Origin of the sequence: Mesorhizobium sp. BR1-1-13 (genome assembly GCF_020165515.1) — a bacterium.
Classification (GTDB): Bacteria; Pseudomonadota; Alphaproteobacteria; order Rhizobiales; family Rhizobiaceae; genus Mesorhizobium.
This window is the reverse complement of the sequence record NZ_JAIUIH010000001.1, coordinates 118,792-144,200: the sequence shown is the minus strand read 5'-3', so window position 1 is coordinate 144,200 and position 25,409 is coordinate 118,792. Positions and strand designations below refer to the sequence as shown.

23 protein-coding genes and 1 riboswitch are annotated in these 25,409 nt (G+C 64.5%); of the genes, 11 read left to right on the top strand and 12 right to left on the bottom strand.

The features are described from left to right. Positions 1-13: 13 nt before the first annotated feature. Positions 14-1,699 carry a hypothetical protein gene (locus tag LB533_RS00755; protein WP_140641342.1) on the top strand — a complete coding sequence of 562 codons (1,686 nt, stop codon included), beginning with the start codon at positions 14-16 and terminating at the stop codon, positions 1,697-1,699. On the opposite strand, the gene LB533_RS00750 is transcribed toward LB533_RS00755, so the two are convergent. The 4 genes from LB533_RS00750 to LB533_RS00735 form a co-directional block, all read right to left on the bottom strand. After that, on the bottom strand, positions 1,668-1,910 hold the full coding sequence (locus tag LB533_RS00750) for a CcdB family protein (RefSeq protein ID WP_246674453.1): 243 nt from the start codon (positions 1,908-1,910) through the stop codon (positions 1,668-1,670). The genes LB533_RS00755 and LB533_RS00750 overlap by 32 nt on opposite strands. 83 nt (positions 1,911-1,993) lie before the next feature. Beyond that, on the bottom strand, positions 1,994-2,236 hold the full coding sequence (locus tag LB533_RS00745; protein WP_140641344.1) for a type II toxin-antitoxin system CcdA family antitoxin: 243 nt from the start codon (positions 2,234-2,236) through the stop codon (positions 1,994-1,996). Positions 2,237-2,293: 57 nt separating this feature from the next. Beyond that, positions 2,294-4,111 (bottom strand): ABC-F family ATP-binding cassette domain-containing protein, encoded by a 1,818-nt coding sequence (locus LB533_RS00740; protein ID WP_224676447.1) that lies wholly within the window; start codon positions 4,109-4,111, stop codon positions 2,294-2,296. A 1-nt stretch (position 4,112) separates the two neighbouring features. Beyond that, complete coding sequence (locus LB533_RS00735; protein ID WP_224676446.1) at positions 4,113-4,757, bottom strand: thiamine diphosphokinase; 645 nt, start codon at positions 4,755-4,757, stop codon at positions 4,113-4,115. A gap of 88 nt (positions 4,758-4,845) precedes the next feature. Continuing rightward, a riboswitch (TPP riboswitch) is annotated at positions 4,846-4,961 on the top strand. 42 nt (positions 4,962-5,003) lie between these two features. Here LB533_RS00735 and thiB point away from each other — a divergent pair. From thiB to LB533_RS00715, 4 genes are all read left to right on the top strand, one after another. Beyond that, positions 5,004-6,002: a thiamine ABC transporter substrate binding subunit gene (gene thiB / locus LB533_RS00730; RefSeq protein ID WP_224676445.1), complete on the top strand. Its 999-nt coding sequence runs from the start codon at positions 5,004-5,006 to the stop codon at positions 6,000-6,002. Between the two features lie 237 nt (positions 6,003-6,239). Then, entirely contained in the window at positions 6,240-7,853 is a 1,614-nt protein-coding gene (thiP, locus tag LB533_RS00725; RefSeq protein WP_224676444.1) for a thiamine/thiamine pyrophosphate ABC transporter permease, read from the top strand. Beyond that, the gene (thiQ, locus tag LB533_RS00720) at positions 7,853-8,635 is read left to right on the top strand and encodes a thiamine ABC transporter ATP-binding protein (protein WP_140641356.1); all 783 of its coding nucleotides are present in this window, start codon (positions 7,853-7,855) and stop codon (positions 8,633-8,635) included. Before thiP ends, thiQ begins: the two co-directional genes overlap by 1 nt. Before the next feature lie 257 nt (positions 8,636-8,892). Further along, entirely contained in the window at positions 8,893-10,356 is a 1,464-nt protein-coding gene (locus LB533_RS00715; RefSeq protein WP_140641358.1) for a M48 family metalloprotease, read from the top strand. Between the two features lie 45 nt (positions 10,357-10,401). Here the strand turns inward: LB533_RS00715 and LB533_RS00710 are convergent, their stop codons facing one another. After that, a complete protein-coding gene (locus LB533_RS00710; protein ID WP_140493315.1) occupies positions 10,402-11,268 on the bottom strand; it encodes an RNA polymerase factor sigma-32 in 867 nt (288 codons plus the stop codon). Positions 11,269-11,588: 320 nt separating this feature from the next. Here LB533_RS00710 and LB533_RS00705 point away from each other — a divergent pair, with 320 nt between their 5' ends. The 3 genes from LB533_RS00705 to LB533_RS00695 all read left to right on the top strand — a co-directional run bounded on the left by LB533_RS00705 (position 11,589) and on the right by LB533_RS00695 (position 13,939). Continuing rightward, on the top strand, positions 11,589-12,362 hold the full coding sequence (locus tag LB533_RS00705) for an amino acid ABC transporter substrate-binding protein (protein ID WP_224676443.1): 774 nt from the start codon (positions 11,589-11,591) through the stop codon (positions 12,360-12,362). Positions 12,363-12,470: 108 nt separating this feature from the next. Further along, positions 12,471-13,151 carry an ABC transporter permease subunit gene (locus LB533_RS00700; protein WP_224676442.1) on the top strand — a complete coding sequence of 227 codons (681 nt, stop codon included), beginning with the start codon at positions 12,471-12,473 and terminating at the stop codon, positions 13,149-13,151. Next, positions 13,148-13,939, top strand: coding sequence for an amino acid ABC transporter ATP-binding protein (locus tag LB533_RS00695; protein WP_140654769.1), 792 nt, complete (start codon positions 13,148-13,150; stop codon positions 13,937-13,939). The genes LB533_RS00700 and LB533_RS00695 overlap by 4 nt, the downstream gene beginning before the upstream one ends. Before the next feature lie 184 nt (positions 13,940-14,123). On the opposite strand, the gene LB533_RS00690 is transcribed toward LB533_RS00695, so the two are convergent. From LB533_RS00690 to LB533_RS00665, 6 genes are all read right to left on the bottom strand, one after another. Continuing rightward, positions 14,124-14,705 carry a CarD family transcriptional regulator gene (locus LB533_RS00690; protein ID WP_006327799.1) on the bottom strand — a complete coding sequence of 194 codons (582 nt, stop codon included), beginning with the start codon at positions 14,703-14,705 and terminating at the stop codon, positions 14,124-14,126. A gap of 367 nt (positions 14,706-15,072) precedes the next feature. After that, on the bottom strand, positions 15,073-15,411 hold the full coding sequence (gene fdxA / locus LB533_RS00685; protein ID WP_140493333.1) for a ferredoxin FdxA: 339 nt from the start codon (positions 15,409-15,411) through the stop codon (positions 15,073-15,075). Between the two features lie 207 nt (positions 15,412-15,618). Then, positions 15,619-16,002, bottom strand: a complete 384-nt coding sequence (locus LB533_RS00680) for an RNA-binding S4 domain-containing protein (RefSeq protein WP_224676441.1) — start codon at positions 16,000-16,002, stop codon at positions 15,619-15,621. A gap of 26 nt (positions 16,003-16,028) precedes the next feature. Continuing rightward, positions 16,029-19,361 carry a helicase-related protein gene (locus LB533_RS00675; protein ID WP_224676440.1) on the bottom strand — a complete coding sequence of 1,111 codons (3,333 nt, stop codon included), beginning with the start codon at positions 19,359-19,361 and terminating at the stop codon, positions 16,029-16,031. 717 nt (positions 19,362-20,078) lie between these two features. Further along, positions 20,079-20,804, bottom strand: coding sequence for an acetoacetyl-CoA reductase (gene phbB / locus LB533_RS00670; RefSeq protein WP_140627981.1), 726 nt, complete (start codon positions 20,802-20,804; stop codon positions 20,079-20,081). A gap of 118 nt (positions 20,805-20,922) precedes the next feature. Further along, complete coding sequence (locus LB533_RS00665) at positions 20,923-22,107, bottom strand: acetyl-CoA C-acetyltransferase (RefSeq protein ID WP_224676439.1); 1,185 nt, start codon at positions 22,105-22,107, stop codon at positions 20,923-20,925. On the opposite strand from LB533_RS00665, the gene LB533_RS00660 reads away from it, so the two are divergent. Both LB533_RS00660 and phaR read left to right on the top strand, forming a co-directional pair. Next, the gene (locus tag LB533_RS00660; protein ID WP_224676438.1) at positions 22,088-22,285 is read left to right on the top strand and encodes a hypothetical protein; all 198 of its coding nucleotides are present in this window, start codon (positions 22,088-22,090) and stop codon (positions 22,283-22,285) included. The two genes, LB533_RS00665 and LB533_RS00660, sit on opposite strands and share 20 nt — an antisense overlap. A gap of 117 nt (positions 22,286-22,402) precedes the next feature. Further along, positions 22,403-23,011, top strand: a complete 609-nt coding sequence (gene phaR / locus LB533_RS00655) for a polyhydroxyalkanoate synthesis repressor PhaR (protein ID WP_140493348.1) — start codon at positions 22,403-22,405, stop codon at positions 23,009-23,011. 24 nt (positions 23,012-23,035) lie between these two features. Here phaR and LB533_RS00650 read toward each other — a convergent pair whose 3' ends face one another. After that, the gene (locus LB533_RS00650) at positions 23,036-24,178 is read right to left on the bottom strand and encodes a citrate synthase (protein WP_224676437.1); all 1,143 of its coding nucleotides are present in this window, start codon (positions 24,176-24,178) and stop codon (positions 23,036-23,038) included. 91 nt (positions 24,179-24,269) lie between these two features. Here LB533_RS00650 and LB533_RS00645 point away from each other — a divergent pair, with 91 nt between their 5' ends. Further along, positions 24,270-25,358: a citrate synthase/methylcitrate synthase gene (locus LB533_RS00645; protein ID WP_224676436.1), complete on the top strand. Its 1,089-nt coding sequence runs from the start codon at positions 24,270-24,272 to the stop codon at positions 25,356-25,358. The last annotated feature ends 51 nt before the right edge of the window (positions 25,359-25,409 follow it).

Genomic DNA, 25,409 nt, shown 5'->3' with positions numbered 1-25,409 from the left:
GGTCGACTGACGCATGGCGAAAGATTTCGTTTCTGCTCTGAGGGATACGATAAACAATTTTGGCGATCCTACGCCGGAGCTGCGGGCCAAAGTCTACGACAAAGCGCGCTCGACGATTGCAAAGAAGATTGCCGAGCGCGAGCCGCCGCTTTCGCCGTCGGATGCCGAAAGGCAGAAGCGCGGCCTGGAAGACGCCATATCGAGGCTCGAGCGCGAATATGCCAAAAGCGTGCCGGAGAGCGATCCGCTTGCGGAACTGGAACACATATTTTCCTCCATCGACCGCAACAAGAACCAGTCGACCCATACCAAGCAGCCGGTAAAGGCGAAGCCGGCCTGGCCGGCAGCGCCCGCCCCGAACGCTGAACCCTATAAGCCTGCGCCCCCCGCTCCGAAGCCTGACATCTCCAGGCCCGCATCGCCGACCGCCGAGGTCGAGTCGAACTGGCAAAAGCCCGTACCGGTGCAGCCGGCCCCGGAGTTCGACGACAGGGCTCAGCCTGGTCTGGACGCGGGTCAGGACGACGAGCATGCCGATGTCTTTGCGAGCGACGAAGAGCCTGCGACCGCCGACACTTTCCAGCGCCTGCGTCCGGCTGAACGCAAGCGCAGCTATGGCGGGCTGATCGCCGCTGCGGTTGCGTTGCTGGTCATTGCCGGCGGCGGCTATGGCATCTGGCTAAACAAGGATGCCTTCGGCAAGCTTCTGGGTCTGGGCGCCGGCAGCAAGGTCGCGAAGACCGAGCCGGTCAAATTGACACCCGCCAAACCGGCGAGCGATGCGGCGGCAACGCCCCCGGCACCTGCGGCCAGCGGTGCCGAGCCCGAAGGGACACCGAAGTTCACTCAAAGACTGACACCGCAAGGAAGCGAGGTCGATCCTGGCCCGGCCGGCGGACAGAGCGGCGTGGGCGAGGGCGAGTCCGTCGCGGCGCTGACGACGCCGCCTTCAGCCACGACCGCCCCGGCCTTGTCGGCTCCGGCAGGAGGCACGCCGGCCGCAGGCGCGCCCGCCGGGACCACGCCCCCTGCACCGGGCGCTGCGCCAACGGCGCCACCCGCCAATGGAACGGCACCCGCGGCGCCGGCTGACAACGCCGCCACGCCGCCCGCGCCGGCCGGTGCGCCGACGCAAACCTCTCTGCCGGTCGGCCAGAAGGCGATCTTCTACGAGGAGCGCACCAGCACCGCGCAGGGTTCGGCCGAGCCGGGCAACATCGTCTGGTCGCTGGTGCAGGAATCGCCCGGCGGCGACCTGCCGCCTGAGCCGGCGATCCGCGCCGAGGCGACCATTCCTGGCAAGGACATCCAGTTGCGTATGACCATCCGCCGCAACACTGACCAGACGCTGCCGGCCAGCCACATCATCGAGATGATCTTCCTGACGCCCGACGGTTTCGAAGGCGGCGGCGTCGATAACATCCTGCGCGTGGCCATGAAGAGTTCCGAGCAGGACGCCGGCAGTCCGCTGATAGGCATTCCGGCCAAGATCGCCGACGGCTTCTTCCTCGTCGCGCTCAACGACACCAAGGCAGACGAGGACGCCAACCTGACCTTGCTTCGGGGACAGGACTGGATCGACGTGCCCGTCGTCTACAAGACCGGACGACGAGCGTTGCTGACGATGGAAAAAGGCATTCCCGGCGAGAAGGTGTTCGACGAGGCCATCAAGGCCTGGCAGGCGAAGACGGCCGGCTGAGGTAAAGTCGACGTCGGTCAGAAACCCTGGAACAGCATGTCGAGCGCGGAGACGATGTCGTCGTGATGCCTGGAGAGATCCCCTTGGCATCCGGCAATTCGGAGGCCGTCAAGGCCGACATGAACTGGGTGACCATTACATGATCCTTGCCATCTATAGGGAAGGTCGGGTTCAGTCGGCAGCCGGGAACCGGGGCTATATCAGACGGCATCAGTGGAATGACCACTCTCGTGCTCAGCCGCTCAAGAAGATAACCGTTGCCATCGCTATTCCGATAAAGATCGTAGCGTGCCATCAAAACAGCCGGCGTTTGGCCAATGGCAACCCGTTGCGCTCGACATAAGCGTTCGAGCGTTCGATCGCTTCCTTGTTCTCTTCCTGCCACCGACGCGTTTTTTCCACCGCGATGGCCTTTGCGATACCTGCCTCGGCGGCGCGGGAGAGATTGATGCCCAACGCTTTGGCGTCGTTGATCAGCTGAGCGTCAATGGATGTGTTGACCGACTTTCGCTGAGGCTTTGGCGTCGATTGAAGCACGGAGAGAGCCCTCTTTTATGCGCATAATAGAGGCGCATAACGTAGCGCATGCAATGCTCACCCCTCCATCTCCTCGCGCAACATCTCCAGTTCGAGCCACTCTTCCTCCAGTGCCGCCAGTGTCGCGCGCTCCTTGTCGAGGGCGGCGATGGTCTTCTGGAACGAGGCCGGATCGCGCTCGTAGTAGGCGGGATCGGCGATGTTGTTCTCCAGCCGTGAGATCGAGGCTGTGACCGCCTCGATCTTCTTGGGCAGCGATTCCAGCGCGAATTTCTGCTTGAACGAGAGTTTTTTTGCCGGGGCTTTGGCGGTGGCGCTGTCCGCCTTGGCCGTCGGGGCCTCGCTTGCATCCGCCTTCGCCCGCGCCTTGCGGTCATCGAGCCTGGTGCCGCCGCGCTGCGCCAGCATGTCGGAATAGCCGCCGGCATATTCGACCCAGCGACCGCCGCCGTCCGGCGCGATCACGCTGGTCACGGTGCGGTCGAGGAAATCGCGGTCGTGGCTGACCAGGATGACCGTGCCGGCAAAGCCGGCGACCAGTTCCTGCAGCAACTCCAGCGTTTCCATGTCGAGATCGTTGGTGGGCTCGTCGAGCACCAGAAGGTTGGCCGGCCGCGCCAGCACACGCGCCAGGATCAGCCGCGCGCGTTCGCCGCCGGAAAGCTCGCGCACCGGCGTGCGCGCCTGTTCCGGTTTGAACAGGAAATCCTTCATGTAGGACACGACGTGGCGCTGCTCGCCATTGATGACAAGGTTCTCGCCGCGCCCGTCGGTGAGATATTGCGCCAGCGTCTCCTGCGGATCGACCGCCTCGCGCTTCTGGTCGAGCGTGGCGATCTCCAGATTGGTGCCGAGCCGCACCGAACCGGCGTCCGGCTGCAACTCCCCGGTCAGCATCTTCAGGAGCGTCGTCTTGCCCGCGCCGTTCGGCCCTACCAGGCCGACGCGGTCGCCGCGCTGGATGCGGGTCGAGAATCCCTTGACCACGGTAAGATCGCCAAAGCTCTTCTCGATGTTCCTGGCCTCGATCACCAGCTTGCCGGATTCGGCGGCGTCGCTGGCCACCATGGTCGCGGCCCCTTCGGCGCCGCGATGGCCGCGAAAACGCTGGCGCATGGTCTGCAATTCGCCCAGGCGGCGCATGTTGCGCTTGCGCCGCGCGGTCACCCCATAGCGCAGCCAGTGTTCCTCGCGCACGATCTGGCGGCCGAGCTTGTGCTGTTCGCGCTCTTCTTCCTCAAGCACCTGGTCGCGCCATTCCTCGAACTGGCCAAAGCCCTTATCCAGCCGGCGCGTCTGGCCCCGGTCGAGCCAGACGGTGGCGCGCGAGACGCGCTCGAGGAAACGGCGGTCGTGCGAGATGACGATGAGAGCCGAGGAGGTGCGGACGAGCTCCTCTTCCAGCCATTCGATCACCGAGAGATCGAGATGGTTGGTCGGCTCATCGAGCAGCAGGATATCGGGCTCGGGCGCCATGACCCGGGCAAGGGCGGCGCGCCTGGCCTCGCCGCCGGAGAGGTCGCCTGGCCGCTCCTCGCCGGAGAGGCCGAGATGCTCCATCAGGTAACTGGCGCGATAAGGATCGTCGGCGGGACCGAGCCCGGCCTCGACATAGGCCCGCACGGTTGCGAAGCCGTCCATGTCGGGCATTTGCGGCAGATAGCGGACGGTCGCCGATGGCTGGCGGAACACCTCGCCGTCTTGCGGCTCGATCAGCCCGGCGGCGATCTTGAGCAGCGTCGACTTGCCGGACCCGTTGCGGCCGACCAGCGCAATCTTGTCGCCGGCCGACGCTGCCAAGTCGGCGCCGTCGAGCAGGGGCGTGCCGCCGAAGGTCAGTTTTATTCCGTCGAGATTGAGAAGAGGCGGCGCCATATCAGCTTTCTGGCAAGGGATAGGGATGGGCGAGCAGCAGCGCGCGGCCCGCTCCCAACGCGATCTCCAGCCTGCCCTTGACCTCGTTGGAGATGGTCAGCGACGAGCCGAACGCGACCTTGACGCGGTCAAGCGGCCATTTCGCGCCGGCGACGGTCAGCCCGGCAAGCTCGGAAAAACCCAGGATCGAGAACAGGGTGCCGTCGGGATAGTCGAAGCGGGCCGTGCCGTGCGCCAGGGGCACGCCTTCCTGCGCGCCGCTGGTCAACAGCACCTTTGTCCCGGCCCCGGCCAGCCGCAGGGCGAGCGCCATGTGCAGGAAGGCATGGTCGGCGCGCTTGCCGCCGAAGGCGCCGGCAAGAACGAGGCTGGTCGCGCCGCGCTCCAGGGCGGCCGATATCGCGAGTTCGCCATCGGTGGCGTCCTTCTCTGCCGGAAAGGTTCGGCGCGGCACAGCAGCCAACTCATCCGGCAGGCCGGCGGGCACGGAATCGAAATCGCCGACCCACAGTTCCGGCACAAGGCCGAGCGTCCACGCATGGCCGATGCCGGCATCGGCGGCGATGACGCGGGTTCCCTCGACCTGACGGTCGAGCCGTGGCGTGCGGATGAGATCGCCGCCAAGCAAGATGGTGAATGTGCTCATATCGTGTGGCCCTTACCAGCCCGGCGGCGGAAACGGAAGGCCGGCAAACAGCCACTTGCGCGGTTCACCGGCCGGGCCTATGTGTCGAGGCGCTCTAACGGGGTGCCGGACGCGATATTTCGCGGACCGGCTGAGAGGCAGTCTCGCCAACCCGCTGAACCTGATCCGGTTTGTACCGGCGGAGGGATTAGACGTTTCGGACAGTCCGACGCCTCAATTCCTTTAACGCGAACGAAGGAGGCGCCGATGCGCACGCTTTTATACGCCCTTGTCTCTGCAATGGTCGTGGTTTTCTCCGGGCCGGCCTTGGCCAAGGACAAACTCACCGTCTACACCTATGAGAGCTTCACCGCCGACTGGGGTCCCGGCCCGGTGGTGAAGAAGGAATTCGAGGCTGAATGCGGCTGCGATGTCGATTTCGTCTCGGTCGCCGATGGCGTCGCGCTGCTCAACCGCGTCAAGCTGGAAGGGACCGCGACCAAGGCCGACATCGTGCTTGGCCTCGACACCAATCTCACCGCCGATGCCAGGGCCACCGGCCTTTTTGCGCCGCACGGCGCCGTGACCGGGCTCAATGTGCCGGGCGGCTGGAACGACGACGTCTTTGTCCCGTACGACTATGGCTATTTCGCCGTCATCTATGACACGCAGAAGCTGAAGACGCCGCCCAAGAGCCTGGAGGAATTGGTCGAGGGCAGTGCCGACGACAAGATCGTCATTCAGGATCCGCGCACCTCGACGCCGGGCCTCGGCCTGCTGTTATGGGTGAAGTCGGTCTATGGCGACAAGGCGCCGGAGGCCTGGGCCAAGCTCAAGGCGAAGGTCTTGACCGTGACGCCGGGCTGGAGCGAGGCCTACGGCCTGTTCACCAAGGGCGAGGCGCCGATGGTGTTGTCCTACACGACCTCGCCCGCCTACCACATGATTGCCGAGAACACCGAGCGCTATCAGGCCGCTTCCTTCGAGGAGGGCGAATATCTGCAGATCGAGGTCGCCGGCATCACCACGACGGGAGCCAAAAATCCGCTGGCGGAAAAGTTCATCGCCTTCATGACCGGGCCGAAATTCCAGGATGCCATCCCCGAGACCAACTGGATGTTCCCGGCCGGCAAGACCGACAAGCCGCTCAATCCGGCCTTCGACAGACTGGTCAAACCGACCAAGACCTTGCTGTTCAGTCCCGAGGAGGTCGCGGCCAACCGCAAGGCATGGGTGGATGAATGGCTGGCGGTGATGAGCAAGTAGTTGGGTCGTATGATCGAACGATGAGTGCTCTACGGCGCCCCCCTCTGTCCTGCCGGACATCTCCCCCACGAGGGGGGAGATTGGCCGTCACGACGGCTTTCGCCAATTGGCGACGTCACAGGAGAGGGTGGAGCGCTGAAGCAGTCAATCTCCCCCCAAGTGGGGGAGATGTCCGGCAGGACAGAGGGGGGCGCGAAGGAACGCGACGCTCGCTAAAGGTCCTTTGGGCGGCCCAGCGTGCAGCGCGCGTCTGACCCCCGCATCTCCGCCGGCATCCTCGCGCTTGCGGCGATCGCGCTGCTGATCGGCGGCGCGTTTGCGGGTCTTCTTTTCGAAGGCGCAAACAATTTCTCCGGAGCCTGGGCAGCGTTCGATCCTTATCTCCTGCGCGTCGTGCGCTTTACGTTGTGGCAGGCGGCGCTTTCGACGCTGCTGTCGGTGGCGCCGGCCCTGTTCGTGGCTCGCGCGCTGTCGCGCCATCCGCACTTTCGCGGCCGCGGCTTCATCCTCCAGCTCTTCGCCCTGCCGTTGGCGCTGCCGGCGATCGTGGCGGCGCTCGGCATCCTGGCGCTCTACGGCCGCGCCGGCTATTTCGCCGGCTTTCTTGGTTCCGTCGACGGTTACCATTGGCCGGGCATCTATGGCCTCTCCGGCATCCTCGTCGCTCATGTCTTCTTCAACCTGCCGCTGGCCACGCGGCTGTTTCTCGAAGCGCTGCAAACCATCCAAGCCGACCAGTGGCGGCTGGCGAGCCAGCTCGGCATGGGTGCCGCACCGGCTTTCCGGCTGATCGAGTGGCCGACACTGCGCGCCGCTCTGCCGGGCGTCGCCGGCCTGGTGTTCATGCTCTGCATCACATCCTTCACGATCGTGTTGACGCTGGGCGGTGGCCCCAGCGCGACGACGCTGGAGGTTGGCATCTACCAGGCGCTGCGTTTCGATTTCGATCCCGCGCGTGCGGTGGCGCTGACGCTGCTGCAGATCGCGCTGACCTTTGTCGTGGTGCTGGCGTTGACGCGGCTCGGCGCCAACACCACCGGTGACGCCAATCTGCCGGTTGCGCCGCGCCGCTATGTCTCGGCCGGCAGGACCGAGACCGCGCTGAATGCCGCGCTCGTCGTGCTGGCCCTTTTGTTTGTCGCTGGGCCGATGACGGCGACGGTGATGTCAGGCCTCGGCGCTGACCTCGGCCGTCTCGCCGGCGAGACGGCCGTGCGGCAGGCGACGCTGACCAGCGCCGTGCTGGCCTTCCTGTCGGCGCTGCTGTCGGTTGCGTTGTCGCTTTCGCTCACCATGGCGCGCCGCGTGCTGAGCCTGAAGCGTCGCTCCGGTCCGCGGACTGTGCTCGAACACGCCACCGACACCGGTGCCGGCTTCGTCCTGGTCGTGCCGCCCATCGTCATCGGCGCCGGCTGGTTCCTTCTGCTGCGCAATGTCGGCGATGTCTTTGCGATAGCCCCGGTCATGGTCGTCACCGTCAATGCAGTCATGGCGATGCCTTTCGCCATCCGTGCCATCCGCCCCGCCTATGATGCGGCGAGCGAGCGCCATGAGCGGCTCTGCGCGCTTCTGGGAATAGCGGGCTGGGCCCGGTTGCGACTGGTCGACTGGCCGTCGCTGCGACGGCCGCTGGCCACCGCCTTCGCGTTTGCCATGGCGCTGTCACTTGGCGATCTCGGCGTCATCGCACTGTTCGGCAGTGATTCCGTGCAGACCTTGCCCTACCTTCTCCTGGCGCGCATGGGCAGCTACCGTACCGAGGACGCCGCCGGCCTGGCGCTGCTGCTCGGTCTGGTCTGCCTTGCGCTTGTGGTGGCGGCGAGCTGGCTGGGAAGGGGAGAACGAGATTGATGGCTGCGGGCGCCACCAATGGTGCGAAAAGGGGAGTCGAGGTGCGGCTGGACTCAGTCTCGTTCAGCTACGGCGATGCGCCGCTTATTTTCGATGTCGATTTCGCCGCGTCGAAAATCACCGCCATCATGGGGCCGAGCGGTTCGGGCAAGTCGACGCTGCTCAATCTGGTGGCGGGCTTCGAGACGCCGCAGTCCGGCCGTGTGCTGATCGGCGGCGCCGATGTCGGCGCGGCGCCGCCTTCGGCGCGGCCGGTGTCGATGGTGTTCCAGGAAAACAATCTTTTTGCCCATCTTTCGGTCGAAGAGAATGTCGGGCTCGGCCGCTCGCCCTCGCTGCGGCTGACCGAGGCCGACCGCGCTGATATCGCGGAGGCGATCGCGCGCACGGGCCTCGCGGGCAAGGAAAGACGCCTGCCGCGCGAACTTTCGGGAGGCGAACGCCAGCGTGTCGCATTGGCGCGCGTGCTGGTTCGCAACCGCCCGGTGCTTCTTCTGGACGAGCCGTTCGCTTCACTCGGACCGGCCTTGCGCGACGACATGCTCGATCTTGTCGCCGACGTGCATGCCGAGCGGGGCATGACGCTGCTGTTCGTCACGCACCAGCCACGGGACGCACGCCGTATTTGTGAGGAGGTGGTGTTCCTCGACAACGGCATGGTTGCCGCCAAGGGAAAGGCGGATGATTTCTTTGCCGGGGCTGGTCCTGAAGTTTTCCGGCGCTATGTTGGCACAAGCGCCTGGGAGGCTGGATCACGAGATATTGCCCGGAAGCGGACATAATTTACGCTCAAACCGGCTCCTGGCGACGGGGCGATTGCTTGCCATGACAGAGGTAGTGTGGCTAGGTCCGCCCCGTACCGGTCCGGTGCAGGCCGTGATTTGCCTGCAGCATCCGCCGCGCGTTGGTATGGCGTGGATGCTGTAATGCTTTGATTTGCGCATGAGCCCTTGCGAGGATCGCCCCGATTTTCGCGGGCATGCGCCAGACCCGAAAGGAAGCCGTTCTGCCGACCGGCACGGAAAGACCAAGAGGGAAAATGCTGGCGCGCTTTCTGGCGCTGGCCGGCTTTGTCGTGGCCCTGGCAAGCTGCCAGATGTTCACACCTCCGGAAGTCCAGGAATCCGGTTTCCAGCCTTCCGACAAACCGATCACGGTCGACAATGTCGCGGCCAATAACAAATTGGCCGAACTGGCCAAGGCGCAGCATCCACGCATCCTGGCGACCTATGGCGGCGAATATTCCGATCCCAAGCTCGAGCGCATGGTCGCCAAGGTCGTAGGCAGCCTGACGGTGGTGTCGGCCAATCCGACCCAGACCTATCGCATCACCATCCTCAATTCGCCCAACGTCAATGCCTTCGCGCTGCCGGGCGGCTATCTCTACGTCACGCGCGGCCTGCTGGCGCTGGCCAATGATTCGGCCGAGCTCGCCGCCGTCATCGCGCATGAGATGGGCCACGTCACCGCCAACCACGGCCTGCAGCGCCAGCAGCTCGAGGCCGAGGAGGGGCTCGCCACCAAGGTTGTTTCCGACGTGCTCGGCGACAGCCCGACCGCCAAGGCGGCGCTGATCCGCGGCAAGCTGAGGCTGGCGCAGTTTTCGCGCAACCAGGAACTGGAGGCCGACGCGATCGGCATCAAGTCGATCGGCGAAGCCGGCTACGATCCTTACGCCGCCGGCCGTTTCCTGCAGTCCATGTCGGCCTACACCGATTTCCGCTCGATCAGTGGCGCCACCGACGCCAGCCTCGATTTCCTGGCAACGCATCCCAATACGCCGCAGCGTATCGACCTTGCGCAACGCCATGCCCGCCAGTTCGGCCCGCCGGGCGTGGGCACCCGCGATCGCGACGCCTTTCTCGCCGGCATAGACGGCCTGCTTTACGGCGACACGCCGGAAGAAGGCTATGTGCGCGGCGAGACCTTTCTGCATCCGGGCTTGGGCGTGTCCTTCTCGGTGCCGGAGGGCTTCATCATCGACAATTCGGCCGCCGCCGTGACGGCGACCGGGCCGGGCGACATTGCGATCCGCTTCGACGGCGTGTCGATCGACAAGAACCGTGCGCTGACCGATTATATCAGGAGCGGCTGGGTGGCCGGTCTCGACGACGCGAGCGTCAGGCAGGAAACGATCAACGGCAACGAGGCGGCGACAGCGCATGCCGGCGCCGAAGGCTGGCAGTTCGATATCGCGGTAGTCCGCGCCGGCGGCCAGGTCTACCGGCTGCTGACGGCGGCACCGTCCGCCAGCACGTCGCTCGACACCGTGGCGCGTTCCGTCAGCGGCTCGTTCCGTATTCTGAGTGCCGCCGAAAAGGCGGCACTCAAGCCGCTGCATATCCGCGTCGTCACCGTCCAGCCGGGGCAGACGATGGGGTCGCTTTCGGCGCAGATGGTCGGCGTCGACCGCAAACTCGACCTGTTCCGGGTGCTCAACGCGCTGTCGCCGGGGGCTGCGGTTTCGGCCGGCGACAAGGTCAAGATCGTCACCGACAAATAGCCGATAGTCGGCGCTGACCCGCTCTCTCGTTTTCCTGGAATTGATTTAGGCGGCGGTGGCGAGGAATTCCGGGTTCTGCTTCACCAGCGCCACTTTCAGCTTTTCCATGGCGCGGGCCTCGATCTGGCGCACGCGTTCCTTGGAAATGCCAAGCGTCTCGCCGAGCGCTTCGAGCGTGGCGCCCTCGTCGCTCAGCCGACGCTCCTCGATGATGCGCAGCTCACGCGCGTTGAGTGCGGCAAGCGCCGCCTTCAGCCATATCGAGCGGCGTTCGATGTCGATGGTGTCGCTGACGACCTCGTCGGGCAAGGGATCGTCCGACACCAGGAAGTCCATCCGCTCGGTCGCGCCTCCATCGTCGGCAAGCGGAACATTGAGGGAGGAGTCGGGCGCCGAGAGCCGCGAGTCCATCAGCGCGACATCGGCTTCGGAGACGCCGAGAGCCGCTGAAACCTCGCGGTACAGCGTCCTGTTCGACAGCGGCTCCGCGGCGCCGTTCGCCAGCCGGGCGCGCAGGCGCCGCAGGTTGAAGAACAGAGCCTTTTGCGCCGAGCTGGTGCCGCCGCGCACGATCGACCAGTTGCGCAGGATGTAGTCCTGCATCGAGGCCCGGATCCACCAGGTCGCATAGGTCGAAAACCGCACTTCGCGCTCCGGCTCGAAACGGGCCGCGGCCTCGAGCAGACCGACATGGCCCTCCTGGACCAGATCGCCAAGCGGCAGGCCGTAGTGACGGAATTTGGAGGCCATGGAAATGACCAGGCGCATATGCGCCACGGTGATGCTGTGCAGCGCGTTCTGGTCGTTGTCCTTTTTCCAGCGCAGCGCCAGCCGCAGCTCCTCGTCGCGTTCGAGATAGGGAGCTCTCATTGCCGCGCGGACCATGATCCGTCCTGCCGTGTCTTCCATCATGAGGCGCTCCCTGGCTCAGGCGATACGGATGTCATTTCGAAGCCCGGCAGCCGCCTCGACTTGAAATGACGGCGTCCTGCCCTACAACGAACGCAAAACGTGCCATGCGCGGGAAAGGTTCCGCCGCTGGCGGCGCTGCGTGGAAGCTGCGCGAAAAAGTCCGGGCGGGTTCGAGACGCCGCCGGAAACGTCAGTTGTAGAATACGATTCCCAATGATGGATGTTTTTGAAATTCCATTCCTTATTTTTTCAACTTACATCTGTCAATTTCCAGCGCTCACACCATGCCGGATATCAGGCCAGGACGGGATCACAGAAAAATGAAATGGCTCAAGTCGCTCATCGTCGCCGGAACTTTGCAGGTTTTGGCTGTTACCGCAGGCTATGCCGGCGCCAATCTCGATCAGATCAAGCTGGCCGGCGTCATCAAGGTCGGCACGGAGGGCACCTACGCACCCTTTACCTATCATGATGCCGGCGGAGCGCTGGTCGGCTTCGATGTCGAAATCGCCAAGGCGATCGGCGACAAGCTCGGCGTGAAGGTAGAGTTCCTCGAGGGCAAATGGGACGGGCTGATCGCGGGCCTCGATGCCAACCGCTATGACGCGGTCATCAACGAAGTCGGCATCACCGACGCCCGCAAGGCGAAATACGATTTCTCCGACCCCTACATCGCCTCCAAGGCAGTGCTGATCGTGCGCGGCGACGACACCGACATCAAGAGCTTCGCCGATCTCAAGGGCAAGAAGTCGGCGCAGTCGCTGACTTCGAATTTCGGCAAGCTTGCCGAGGCCAACGGCGCCGAACTGGTCGGCACCGACGGGTTCGACCAGTCGATCCAGCTGCTCCTGACCGGCCGCGCCGACGCAACCATCAATGACAGCCTATCCTTCCTCGATTTCAAGAAGCACAAGCCGGATGCCAATGTGAAGATCGCGGCCCAGGAAGAGAACGCCGACTATTCCGGCGTCATCGTTCGCAAGGGCGATCCGGAACTGGTTGCCGCGATCAACAAGGCGCTGGCCGACATCAAGGCAGACGGCACCTATCAGAAGATCGCAGACACCTATTTCGGCCAGGACGTTTCGAAGTAATTTACGGCCGGGCCTTTGGCGGCCCGCGCGACATCGCCCGGCGGCGGACCGTTTTGACGGCCCGCCGCCTTTCGCGTGATATACGGCAGTCGCAAGAAGGAGCCTTTCGTGCCGCACTGGCTGCAACTCATGCTGGAATCGCTGCCTTCGCTGCTGTGGGCGGCGTTGATCTTCACCGTACCGCTGACGCTCCTGTCTTTTTTGCTTGGCTTGAGCGTCGGTCTCGGAACCGCGCTGATCCGGCTCTTTGGGCCAATGCCCCTGGTCGCGGTGGCGCGTTTCTACGTCTGGATATTCCGCGGCACGCCGCTCCTGGTGCAGCTGTTCCTGATCTTCTACGGCCTGCCCTCGGTCGGCATCCTGCTTGACGCGTTTCCCGCGGCGTTGATCGGCTTCACGCTCAATATCGGCGCCTACTCGTCGGAAATCGTTCGCGCGGCGATAGGCGCGGTGCCAAAGGGGCAATGGGAGGCGGCCTATTCGATCGGCATGACCTGGAGCCAGGCGATGCGCCGCACCATCCTGCCGCAGGCCGGGCGCGTGGCGGTGCCGCCGCTCTCCAACACCTTCATCTCGCTGGTCAAGGACACGTCGCTGGCCGCCGCCATCACCGTGCCGGAAATGTTCCAGGCTGCGCAGCGCATCGTCGCCACCACCTATGAGCCGCTGATCCTCTATGTCGAGGCGGCGATCCTCTATCTGGCGATGAGTTCGGTTCTGTCGGCCTTGCAGACGCGGTTGGAGGCGCGGCTCAACCGCTATGGCGGCTTCCTGGAGGCGCGCTCGTGATCGACCTTGCCAACATCGAAAAGCGCTTCGGCGACAATCTCGTGCTGAAGGGCGTGACGGTTGCCATTGCCGAAGGCAGCGTCACCGCGCTGGTCGGTCCTTCGGGTGGTGGCAAAAGTACGCTGCTGCGCTGCATCAACCTGCTTGAGATCCCAACCTCGGGCACAGTGCGTATCGGCGATCAGGCGCTGGAGTTCCATCCGGGAGCGAAGGTGGCGGCCCGGGACATTCAGCGGCTGCGGCTGCAGACCGGCATGGTGTTCCAGAACTTCCAGCTGTTCCCGCACCGCACCGCGATCGAGAACGTCATGGAAGGGCTGGTGACGGTGCTGAAGTGGCCCCAGGCACGGGCGCGCGAACGGGCGCTCGCGCTGCTGGAAAAGGTCGGCATGGCGCACAAGGTCGATGCCTGGCCGGCAACGCTGTCGGGCGGCCAGCAGCAGCGGGTAGCGATCGCCCGGGCGCTGGCGCCGTCGCCAAAGGTGCTTTTGTGCGACGAGCCGACCTCCGCGCTCGACCCGGAACTGGCGCAGGAAGTCGTCGACGTGCTCGGCCGGCTCGCCAGCGAGGGGACGACGATGGTGATGGCCACGCACGATCTGCGGCTTGCTTCAAAGATCGCTCGCGAGGTGGTGTTCCTCGACGCCGGCATTGTCGTCGAAAAGGGCCCCGCGGCGGTGCTGTTCGGCAATCCGGAGCGCGAACGGACAAGGCGATTCATCGCGACGCTAAAGCAGGAAATGGCGGAGAAGGAGGGTGGGGGAGAAGGCGGTAATTTCTCGTCGTAGGCCTGCGCTGCCCTTGCCCCCTGCCGGGCATTTCTCCTCGTGAGCCGGCCGTCAGGCACGGTGTTTCTATTTCGATGGACGGCGATTGCACGCCGAGGGGCGTGCACCAACTTTCCAAATACTGCCTGCAACAAAAAACCCGGCGCAAGGCCGGGTTTTTCAAAAACTCAAAAGGCGCAAGGCCTCAGGCAGCTTCTTCCTGCTCGGCTTCCTCATTGTCGGCCTTGGCGCCGCGCTTAGGGCCCTTGTTGAGATTGACCTCGATCAAACGCACGGCTTCGGTTTCCGACATGCGGTTGACCGCGGCGATCTCACGGGCCATGCGATCGAGCGCGGCCTCGTAGAGCTGGCGTTCGGAATAGGATTGCTCCGGCTGGTTGTCGGCACGGTAGAGGTCGCGAACAACTTCCGAGATCGAGATCAGGTCGCCGGAATTGATCTTGGCATCATATTCCTGCGCGCGACGCGACCACATGGTGCGCTTGACGCGGGCGCGGCCCTGAACGACCTTCAGTGCGCGCTCGACATAATCCTCTTCCGACAGCTTGCGCATGCCGATCGAGGTTGCCTTGGCGACCGGCACCTTGAGGCGCATCTTGTCCTTCTGGAAATCGATGACGAACAGTTCCAGCTTGTGCCCGGCCACTTCCTGCTCGTCGATCGAGACGATCTGGCCGACACCATGCGCCGGATAGACGATGTACTCGCCGGTCTTGAAACCGTGACGTGCAGCGGTGGACTTCTTCTGCGGGGTGATCGTTGCCATTACGCCCTGAACTCCTTGTTGTGGGCCGGCGGCGGTGCCGGCTGAACTCGCGCGATCGGGTTACCGATCATTAGCCGCACAACAGATGAACCCACCGGAAAAGCCGGGACCGGCAAACCGCACGATTGCGATCGCCTGGCCCAGATCGCTCTGGTCCGATATAGGATTTTCACCTTTCAGTGATTTGGGGCGTTAGCGCCATAAATCGACGTTGTGTCACCGGCATGTTTCGCTCATGTAACACAAAAAGTCGGAAGAATCAAGGTTTTGCTGCATAAGCGAAGGCCACAGGTTCACGCCGCCTGTCAAGGCGGTTAATAGGCCGTACCTCTTACGCCGCGTCATGCCGGTTGAAACGGCAGCGCTGTCAGTCGCCTTCTCCGGGTTCAGCCGAGAAATATTTCTCGAACTTGCCGGCCTCGCCATCGAAGGCCTTGGCGTCGGCCGGCGGCTCCTTCTTGGCGGTGATATTAGGCCATTTCTCGGCGTATTCGGTGTTTATCTGCAGCCATTTGTCGAGGCCCGACTCAGTATCGGGCTTGATCGCGTCGGCGGGGCATTCCGGTTCGCAGACACCGCAGTCGATGCACTCGTCGGGATGGATGACGAGCATGTTCTCGCCCTCGTAGAAACAGTCGACCGGACAGACCTCGATGCAGTCCATATATTTGCATTTGATGCAATTGTCGGTCACGACATAGGTCATCGATCTGCTCCGGGACGTCCCGTTTTTGTTGGCTTTTTCCGTGAGGTAACGCCTTTGGCGCTCGCTTGCAAGGGTGGCCATTCCGGCCATGCCGGCATTGCCGGAATGGAATTCCAACGGGTCGGCAATGGCGGGCATCGGTCATGTGCTCGGACCGTTGTGTCGGCGGCGTGGAGGAACATACATGCTCCCTCCGTGCATCGGCGGTCAGTCATCGCCAAGCAAACGGTCGGTCTCGCGGCGCTCCTTCTTCGTCGGGCGGCCGCTTCCGGCCTCGCGCAGCCCTGGGATCGCGTCGGGAGGCGCCTCGCCCGTCGGCGCGGCAGGCGGCGACATGTCTTCGTAGAGCGTGCGTGCCTCCACGGCGGGGCCCCGCCGGCTTCCCGCATCGAGCACCTTCCAGATGAAGATGCGCCGCTCCAGCGTGATGGTCAGGACGTCGCCAAGCTTGACCAGGTCGGAGGCCTGCGCTGCTTTGTCGCGATTGATGCGCACCCGGCCGGCCACGACCAGTTTGGCGGCCAGCGAGCGCGATTTCACCGCGCGCGAGAAGAACAGCCATTTGTCGATGCGCTGGCGGTCGGTGGCCATCGGGGCGACCATCGGATCCTGTGCGGCTACTTCTTCAGCTGGTCGCGCAAAGCGGCGAGCTTGGCGAAGGGAGAGTCGGGATCGAAGCGCGCCGGGCGCTCCTCGCGCGGTTTTGCCTGGAACGAGGGTTTGCCACCCTGCGGGCCGCCCTTGCCTTCCGGCCTGCCGCCCGGCCGGCCTTCACGGCGGTCAGAACGCTCGCCCTGCGGCTTGCTCTCCCGCCGTTCCCCGCCTTCGCCTTGCGGCCTGGGCTTGAACTTCGAGCGATCGAAACGCGGCTGGCCGGCGCCATCGCGGCGCCCTTCATGAGCGGGCCGGGTGCCGGGCTGGCCGCCAGCGGCATCCGCCGGGGCATCGGAGCGCGCCGCCTGGCCGTTGCGCGGCCGGGCGCGGTTCTCGTGGTGACGGTGACGAGGCCGCTGGTCGAAGCGTCCCTGCCGCCACAACAGGATCGGCTTAGGCTCTTCGGCTTCCGCGGCGGGCACGCCGGCTTCATCCTGTCCCTGTTGGGGAGCGTCGGCGCTGTCACCCCCCTCGCTTCGCTCCGCGACCTCCCCCGCCGAGGGGGAGGTGAGAGCGTCGGCGCTTTCGGCGGCAGGAGTTTCAAGCAAGGCTTCTGCTACAGGCGCAACCCCTTCCGTAGCTTCGGCTGGAGCTTCGGGTTGTTCTTCCGCAACAGACTCGGCCGCTTCCGCAATGGGTTCAGCAGGAATTTCGACGGCGGTCTGGGCAGTCGCGGTTTCCGGATCTTCCGCCGATGTCTCCGCAGGCGTATCCGTCGCAGCCGCCTCCGCCGCCTTGGCCTGCTCGGCGCGCGCGGTCTCTTCCGCTGCCAGCTTGGCCGCCACGGCTTCCCGGGCGGCGTTGTCCTGCGCTTCCAGCCGTGCCTTGATTTCGGCCGCCGGCTTCGGCTCGGCACGATAGCCAAGACCTTTCAGGATTTCTTCCATGTCATCGGCCGTGGCGCCGAGAATCGACATCATCGGCGGCGTCACCATGAAAGACTGGCCGTCATAGGCGCCATCCGGACGCTGGCCGAGGCCGGGCTTCCAGTTGGTCGCCGGGCGGATCAGGTCGGCCAGCCGTTCCAGAATGTCGATGCGCACGGCGCGGCGGCCGAGATTGCGGTAGCCGGCAAGCTTGTAGAAGGCCTTGTCGAAAGCCGGATCGATGACCACAGAGGTGCGGCCCGATGCCAGCGCATGGACGACGTCGCCGAAGCCGGGCTTGTCCTTGCCGTCGTTTTTCAGCGCCCACAGCAACGTCACCAATCCCGCGGGCGCCGGCTTGATCAGCGCCGGCACGAAGACATGATAGGCGCCGAAGCGCACGCCCAGCCGGCGCAATGCCGCGCGGCCTTCCTGGTCGAGCGACTTCATCTCCTCGGCGATGTCGCGGCGATTGATAAGGCCGAAATTCTCGACCAGCTGGAAGGCAATGCCGCGGCCGATACCCGATATCTGCTCGGCATTCTTTAAATCGACCAGCGGCTTCAGCAGGGATTCGATCTGAAAATTGACGAAGCGCTCGGCGCGCGCCGCGACCTTGTCACGCGCTGGGCCGGTCAGTTGTTCGTCGGCCAAAAGCACCAGGCGAGGCTTCAGCGCGTCCTCGCCGGCCACCAGCGTGCCGATCGGCGCACCGATCCAGCGCAGCGTGCCGTCGGAGCCGAGCGCGATGTCGCCATTCGCGCAGGCGCCGAAGCGTTCGGCGCGTGCCTCGAACTCCGCCGCCAGCGCCTTCTGGGCGGCCGCGCGCACGGCCTTGGCGTCTTCGCCGCCAGCGCTCTGATCGGCGGTGAAACGGAACCCCTGCAACTCGCCGACATGGTGGCCTTCGACGAGGACAGTTCCGGTTGGGCTTATTTCGGCTTCAGGCATGGTATTTTCTCTAAGGCGCCGCATGAGGACGGAAGTCCTGCGGTCTACGAAGCGTTTCGTCAACCGCTCATGCAGCGCATCCGACAATCTGTCTTCGATTTCGCGCGTCTTTTCCTGCCAGTGTGCCTGATCGGCCAGCCAGCCGGGCCGGTTCGACACGAATGTCCAGGTGCGGATCTGGGCAATGCGGTGCGACAGCGTATCGATGTCACCCTCGGTGGTGTCGGCGCGGCGCACCTGCTCGGCCATATAATTCTCGTCGACATGGCCATGCCTGGCGAGGTCCATGTAGATCGACGCAATGAGGTCGGCGTGCTGGGCCGGGGCTATCTTGCGGTAGTCGGGAAGCGCGCAGGCCTCCCACAGCAGCGCGACGCGCCTTGCGTCGGTGGCGAGCGCCCTGATGTCCTCGTCACGCGACAGGTGCTCAAGCGCCTGCGCATCGACTGCCGGCAGCGCGCGGGTCAGGCCCTCTACCGGGGCATTGGTCTCAATCGAGCGCTTCAGCGCGTCGAGGCTGGCGAAATTGAAACGCGCTGTGCGCCATTGCAGAACCTTCACCGGGTCAAAGTCGTGGCTTTCGATCTTCTTGACCAATTCCTCGTCCAGCGGGTCGACCTGGCCGGTGACGCCAAAGGTGCCGTCGCGCAGGTGCCGGCCGGCGCGCCCGGCGATCTGGCCGAGTTCGGCCGCCGTCAGGTTGCGATACTGGTAGCCGTCGAACTTGCGGTTCTGGGCGAAGGCGACATGGTCGAGATCGAGATTAAGGCCCATGCCGATGGCATCGGTGGCGACGAGATAGTCGACGTCGCCCGACTGAAACAGCGCCACCTGGGCGTTGCGGGTGCGGGGCGAGAGCGCGCCAAGCACGACGGCCGCACCGCCCTGCTGGCGGCGGATCAGTTCGGCGATGGCATAGACCTCGTCGGCGGAGAAGGCGACGATCGCTGTGCGCCGCGGCAAGCGGGTCAGCTTCTTCGAACCGGCATAGGCCAGATGCGACAGCCGCGGCCGCGTCACCACCGAGACGCCTTTCAACAGGCGCTGCAAGATGCCGTGCATGGTGGCGGCGCCGAGCAGCAGCGTCTCCTGGCGGCCGCGCAGGTGCAGGATGCGGTCGGTGAAGATATGGCCGCGCTCGAGATCACCGGCAAGCTGCACCTCGTCGATGGCGACAAAGGCGGCATCGGTCTCGCGCGGCATGGCTTCGACGGTACAGACCGAATATCTGGCGCCTGGCGGCTGGATCTTCTCCTCGCCGGTGATGAGCGCCACCTTGTGGGCACCGACCTTTTCGCAGACGCGGGTATAGACCTCTCGCGCCAAGAGCCTGAGCGGTAGGCCGATGATGCCGCTTTCATGCGCCACCATTCGCTCGATGGCGAGGTGGGTCTTGCCTGTGTTGGTCGGCCCAAGCACGGCAGTCACGTCGCGACCCGACAGGATCAGCGGCTCGGTGGGTTTCGGATGGATGTTCATCGGCTCGGAAATAAGGCTTTCTGGCCTCTCATTGTCGGGAGCACGCCTCGGTCGGCGCGTATGACAGGCGACACATAGGGATTTCAGGCGCGAAGCGAAAGCGGAATGTTCCGCCGTCGGTTCGAAGCCGCCTCCGTCAAGTTTCGGTTCGGCTGCTGATTAAGGGTTGGAACGAGTCTGGAACGAATCGGCGACGAATCGCTGACTCGCCCGGATTCAGGTTTTGTTCACGGCTAGATGTGGAGTTTTGGCTGATGATCCTTACCACATGCTGAATCACGGAATTGGCCCGATTCATGCTAGGCGAGAGCCGCCGTTAACTTTTGCCGGCAAGGCCGCGCGGCAGCCCGCCTTGCTTCATCCAAGCTTATGAAATTGTTGACCTTTCTTAATAGAATTAACGGTTTGACAGGCGATTGCGGCTGCTCTCGTTAACGTTTCGGCCAAACATGGAACGAAAGGGCGACGAATCGGCGACGTCGGGATTTTCCCTGTTTGTTCACGACAAGATGTAGTGTTGCGCACAGGTTTTCCACCGACAATGCACAGCTTGTCCATGCAGTTTTGCACAATACCCGCTGGCGCCATTAACCTTTACGTGCCGGATTGGAACAGCAGACCGACAGCCATCATCGGACGGCGTCACGGACATGCCAAGCGGATGGCGAACGAGCCCTCCTTCAAATCGGCACCGGAAGCCGGCAGCCCGGCGAGGCCTCAGGCGAAGTACTGGCCGCCATTGGCGGTGATGGTCGATCCCGTGATGAAGCCGGCGTCCTCGGAGGCGAGGAAGACGACGCAACGCGCGATCTCCTCCGGCTCGCCGAGGCGCCCGACCGGGATTTGCGGGATGATGCGTTCGTTGAGCACCTTCTCGTCGATCGCCCGGACCATTTCGGTGGCGATATAGCCTGGGCAGATGATGTTGACGGTGATGCCCGCGCGGGCTCCTTCCTGGGCCAGAGCCTTCGAGAAACCGATGTCGCCGGCCTTGGCCGCGGAGTAGTTGACCTGGCCGGCCTGGCCCTTCTGGCCATTGATGGAGGAGATGGTGATGACGCGGCCGAACTTGCGGTCGCGCATGCCGCTCCACAGCGGATGCGTCATGTTGAAAACGCCGGAGAGATTGGTGTCGATGACCTCCTTCCACTGCTCGCGCGTTAGCTTGTGGAACATGGCGTCGCGCGTGATGCCGGCATTGTTGACCAGCACCGCGACCGGGCCTAGATCGGCCTCGACTTGCTTGATGCCGGCGGCGCAGGCGTCGTAGTCGGCGACCGACCATTTGTAGGTCTTGATGCCGGTTGTGGCCGTGAATTTGCTCGCCGCCTCATCATTGCCGGCGTAGTTGGCGGCAACCGAATAGCCGGCTTCCTTCAGCGCCATCGATATTGCCGCGCCGATGCCGCGCGATCCGCCCGTGACGATTGCAACCTTGGTCATGCGCTCCCTCCCTTTGGTTGGGAGAGTGAACAGGGAGCAGCGAATAACGAGTAGGGATCAGATATCCCGTTGCGCCGACGCCGTTCTCCCTGTTCGCTACTCCCCATTTACTTCTCTTTTAGAGCGCTTCGACGCACATGGCGACGCCCATGCCGCCGCCGATGCACAGGGTGGCGAGACCCTTCTTGGCACCTCTTCGGCGCATCTCGTGGACCAGCGTGTTGAAAATGCGCGCGCCAGAGGCGCCGATCGGGTGGCCGATGGCGATGGCGCCGCCATTGACGTTGACGATCGAGGGATCCCAGCCCATGTCCTTGTTGACCGCGCAGGCCTGCGCGGCGAAAGCCTCGTTGGCCTCGATCAGGTCGAGATCGCCGACCGACCAGCCGGCCTTTTCCAGCGCTTTTCGCGAGGCGGGAATCGGACCGGTGCCCATGATCGCGGGGTCAACGCCCGCGGTCGCCCAGGAGACGATGCGCGCCAGCGGGGTGATGCCCCGCCTGGCAGCTTCCGCTTCGCTCATCAAAAGCGCGCCGGCGGCGCCGTCGTTGATGCCGGAGGCATTGGCGGCGGTCACAGTGCCGTCCTTGTCGAAGGCTGGCTTCAGTTTGGTCATGGCATCCAGCGTCGCGCCATGGCGGATGTATTCGTCCTGGTCGACAATTGTATCGCCCTTCTTGCCCTTGATGGTGAAGGCGACGATCTCGTCCTTGAACCGGCCCGCCTTCTGCGCGGCCTCGGCCTTGTTCTGCGAGGCCAGCGCGAACTGGTCCTGATCTTCGCGGGTGATCTGGAACTGACGCGCGACGTTCTCGGCGGTGTTGCCCATGTGATAGCCGTTGAAGGCATCCCACAGCCCATCCTTGATCATGGTGTCGATCATCTTGTAGTCGCCCATCTTGACGCCGGCGCGCAGATGCTGGGCGTGCGGTGACAGCGACATCGATTCCTGACCGCCGGCGACGATCACCTTGGCATCGCCGGCGGCGATCTGCTGCATGCCAAGCGCAATCGCACGCAGGCCCGAACCGCACACCTGGTTGAGGCCCCAGGCGGTGGTCTCCCTGGGCAGCCCGGCGAGGATCGAAGCCTGGCGGGCGGGGTTCTGCCCTTGGGCCGCGGTCAGCACCTGGCCTAGGATCACCTCGTCGACCTCGGCCGGCTCGACGCCGGCGCGCGACAGCAGTTCCCTTACGACGACGGCGCCAAGCTCGTGCGCCGGGGTGGCGGCGAAAGCGCCGTTGAAGGAACCGACCGGTGTGCGCGCCGCGCTGGCGACGACGATGGCATTGGAAGCGGGCATTCTGTTCTCCAAACTTCAAGCTGATGTTCTGTCGTTGAAGACTTTTCTTGCCCTTTCCAAATCGCGAGTCAAACCGGAAATCGGCAGGGCACCCATGCGCCGCAAGCAAGCTGCGCACGGCCGCGACATCAAGCTGTCCGCTGCTGCGCAGCATATTTCACCGGCCATGCAGCGATAATTAATCCCGCACTGCACAAACTGCTTGGAATTGTGACGCTTTTGCGCATATCCTTTGAACGGGCGCAATCGTTGCCGGCGGCTTACTCAGGCGCGCGGGTGTCCGGGGAGGATGCAGATGGCTGCGAAAGACGATCCGATCGTCATCAAGAAATATGCCAATCGCCGGCTCTACAACACCGGCACCAGCACCTATGTGACGCTCGAGGACCTGGCCGAAATGGTCAAGAAGGGCGAAGAGTTCACGGTGCAGGACGCCAAGACCGGTGACGACATCACGCATCCGGTTCTGACCCAGATCATCTTCGAATTGGAGAACAAGGACGGGCAGAACATGCTGCCGATCCCGTTCCTGCGCCAGTTGATCGCCTTCTACGGCGACCAGATGCAGATGATCGTGCCGAGCTTCCTCGAACAGTCGATGATCGCCTTCTCCAAGGAACAGGAGCGCTTCCGCGAGCAGATGAAGGGCGCCATCGGCAAGTCACCACTCGACATGATGAAGATGGCCACGCCGATCAAGGCGCTGGAGGAGCAGACGCGCCGCAACATGGAAATGTTCCAGAATGCCATGCGTCTGTTCACGCCTTTCCCGCCGGCAGGCTCGGCACCTGCGGCAGCCCCCGCCGAACCGGCCAGGAAGGAAACGCCGGAAAAACCCGACGATCTGCAGCAGTTGAAGGACCAGATCGCGGCCATGCAGCGCAAGCTCGACACCATGTCGTGAGCGCGCAGCGCTTTTCTTCCGATCCTACGGCAATAATCCCTCATAGCGACCGCGCGGCCTGATGCTGCCGCCGCTCATTGCCTGTTCGACCATGTGGGCGGCCCAGCCAACGCTGCGCCCAAGCGCGAACAGCTGGAACGGCGCATCGCGCGGCAGGCCGAGGCTGCGCGTCAGAACGGCCAGGGCAAAGTCGACGTTCGGGCGGGCGCCGGTCGCGGCAATGGCGGCGATTTCCAGCGATCGCAATATTTTGTCGGTGTTGTCGATGGCCGCCAAAAGCGCCGTGGCGCGGGGATCGCCTTCGGGATAGAGCGGATGGCCGAACGCTGGCAAAGGCCTATCGTGGCCGAGCCAGCGCCGGATCGCCGCATCGGCGCCGTGCCGCGCCGCATCGTCCGCGAGCTGCATCACCGCCTCGCTGGCGCCACCGTGCCGCGGACCGGAAAGTGTCGCCAGACCCGCGAGCAGGCAGGCGGCGGGCGAGGCTCCGGTCGAGGCCGCGACGCGCGCCGCGAAGGTCGATGCGTTGAGTTCGTGATCGGCAAGCAGCACAAGGGCGCGCCGGATAGCCTGCGCCCCGCCTTCATCCACCGACCAGCCTCGCGCCAACCGCAAGTGCACGGGATCGGATCCCGCCGAGGCGCCAAGGGCGCCGGCCAGCACGCCGATCGCGCGCGCGGCGTCGGTACACAGCGAGGCGGCGCCGCGTCCAAGTGAAGGCCGCCCCTGGCCGGCGAGCATGGCAAGTTGCATGAAGGCCGGGGCTCGGCCGAGTTGTTGGGATTGATCCGAGGCCGGGGCTTCGAAACTCACCGGCTCAGGCAGGGCCCACAGCACGGCGGCGGTCTCTTCGAGCGTGGCATGTTCGGACAGCGTAACGGCGTCACGGCCCCGATAGACAAGGTGCCCGTGCGAAACGGTCGAGATCGAGGTGACGATCGACGGTTCGCCCCAGGCGATGGCGCTTTCGGCGATGGCCGATGGGCTGCGTCCGCGCGCTCTTCGCAACGTCAGGGCCGCGATATCGTCGGCGCGATACTGGCTGCGGCGCGGATCGGCACTGTCCGGGCGCATGCCGATGCGCCCGCGACTGACATAGGCGTAGAGCGTCTGCGGACGCACCTTGAGCCGTTCCAGCGCCTCGTCCCGCGACAGCCATTCGGACATGTCGGCCCCATATTGATTCTATTGATCAAGATTGATGCGCGTGTTGCCCATCCTTATCCTTGATGTCGGAGAAGCTCAAGGAGACAAAGCCATGGCGAACGGGCTCGATGACGTGGTGGCGGCGGAAACGGTGCTGTCCGACGTGGATGGGCTGGGCGGCCGCTTGACGATCCGGGGGTATTCCCTGCCGGAACTGGCCGGGCGATGGAACTATCCGCAGGTCGTTCGCCTGCTTCTCAACGGCTTCTTCGACGACCTTCCCGGAGACGCGGAGCTGGCCGCGAAACTGGGCCAGGCGCGCGTCGAGGTGTTCGACCGGCTCTTGCCTTGCCTGCCCCTGCTGGCGCCGCTCGACGTCTATAGCGCCATGCGCGCCGGCATGGCGCTGCTGCCGGACGGCGAGACGCTGACGGACGCGCTTCGGCTGATCGCGGCGCCCGCCGTGCTGACGCCGGCGCTCTTGCGCATGCAGCGCGGCGAACAGCCGGTCGCGCCCGACGGGAAGGCCGATCATGCCGCCGATATGCTGAGGATGCTCGACGGTTCCGTGCCGACGCCGGCTCTGGCAAAGGCACTCGACACTTACCTCGTGACCGTCTGCGATCATGGCCTCAATGCCTCGACCTTCGCCACGCGCATCGTCGCCTCGACGCAGGCCGGGCTGACATCGTCGGTGCTGGCTGGCCTCGGCGCGCTTAAGGGGCCGCTGCATGGCGGCGCGCCCGGCCCTGTCATCGAGATGCTCGACGCCATCCAGGCGCATGGCGACGCCGCCGGCTGGCTGCGCGGCGAGCTCGCGCGTGGCGCACGCATCATGGGCTTCGGCCATCGCATCTACCGCGTGCGCGATCCGCGCGCCGATGTGCTGAAGGCGGTTGTGCGCCAACTCGGCGGGGAGGGCGAAACCGGCCGTCGGCTGGCCTTCGCCGAGACAGTCGAGCAGGCTGCGCTCGAGGCGCTTCGCATCGCCAAGCCGCAGCGCTCGCTGCAGACCAATGTCGAGTTCTACACCGCGCTGGTGCTGGAAGCGGCGGGTTTTCACAGCCAAGCCTTCAGCAATGTCTTCGCGGCCGGGCGCGTCGCCGGTTGGGTAGCGCATGCGCGCGAGCAGCAGACGACGGGACGGCTGATCCGGCCGCTGTCGCGCTATGTCGGACCGATGCCGGACCTCGTCGCCTGAGCATCAAATCTGTTTGGAAGATACACCGCGCCCTCCGCCACAAGGCGGAGG

Bases quoted from the DNA above. Each gene is read 5' to 3' on its own strand.
- LB533_RS00755 (WP_140641342.1), top strand. From the start codon at position 14: ATGGCGAAAGATTTCGTTTCTGCTCTGAGGGATACGATAAACAATTTT.
- LB533_RS00645 (WP_224676436.1), top strand. From the start codon at position 24,270: ATGGCGAACGGGCTCGATGACGTGGTGGCGGCGGAAACGGTGCTGTCC.
- LB533_RS00690 (WP_006327799.1), bottom strand. From the start codon at position 14,705: ATGGCAACGATCACCCCGCAGAAGAAGTCCACCGCTGCACGTCACGGT.
- thiQ (WP_140641356.1), top strand. From the start codon at position 7,853: ATGGCTGCGGGCGCCACCAATGGTGCGAAAAGGGGAGTCGAGGTGCGG.
- fdxA (WP_140493333.1), bottom strand. From the start codon at position 15,411: ATGACCTATGTCGTGACCGACAATTGCATCAAATGCAAATATATGGAC.
- LB533_RS00675 (WP_224676440.1), bottom strand. From the start codon at position 19,361: ATGAACATCCATCCGAAACCCACCGAGCCGCTGATCCTGTCGGGTCGC.
- LB533_RS00735 (WP_224676446.1), bottom strand. From the start codon at position 4,757: ATGAGCACATTCACCATCTTGCTTGGCGGCGATCTCATCCGCACGCCA.
- LB533_RS00660 (WP_224676438.1), top strand. From the start codon at position 22,088: ATGGCATTGGAAGCGGGCATTCTGTTCTCCAAACTTCAAGCTGATGTT.
- LB533_RS00705 (WP_224676443.1), top strand. From the start codon at position 11,589: ATGAAATGGCTCAAGTCGCTCATCGTCGCCGGAACTTTGCAGGTTTTG.
- LB533_RS00710 (WP_140493315.1), bottom strand. From the start codon at position 11,268: ATGATGGAAGACACGGCAGGACGGATCATGGTCCGCGCGGCAATGAGA.
- phaR (WP_140493348.1), top strand. From the start codon at position 22,403: ATGGCTGCGAAAGACGATCCGATCGTCATCAAGAAATATGCCAATCGC.
- LB533_RS00715 (WP_140641358.1), top strand. From the start codon at position 8,893: ATGCTGGCGCGCTTTCTGGCGCTGGCCGGCTTTGTCGTGGCCCTGGCA.
- LB533_RS00740 (WP_224676447.1), bottom strand. From the start codon at position 4,111: ATGGCGCCGCCTCTTCTCAATCTCGACGGAATAAAACTGACCTTCGGC.
- LB533_RS00750 (WP_246674453.1), bottom strand. From the start codon at position 1,910: ATGCCGTCTGATATAGCCCCGGTTCCCGGCTGCCGACTGAACCCGACC.
- phbB (WP_140627981.1), bottom strand. From the start codon at position 20,804: ATGACCAAGGTTGCAATCGTCACGGGCGGATCGCGCGGCATCGGCGCG.
- LB533_RS00665 (WP_224676439.1), bottom strand. From the start codon at position 22,107: ATGCCCGCTTCCAATGCCATCGTCGTCGCCAGCGCGGCGCGCACACCG.
- thiB (WP_224676445.1), top strand. From the start codon at position 5,004: ATGCGCACGCTTTTATACGCCCTTGTCTCTGCAATGGTCGTGGTTTTC.
- LB533_RS00680 (WP_224676441.1), bottom strand. From the start codon at position 16,002: ATGGCCACCGACCGCCAGCGCATCGACAAATGGCTGTTCTTCTCGCGC.
- LB533_RS00650 (WP_224676437.1), bottom strand. From the start codon at position 24,178: ATGTCCGAATGGCTGTCGCGGGACGAGGCGCTGGAACGGCTCAAGGTG.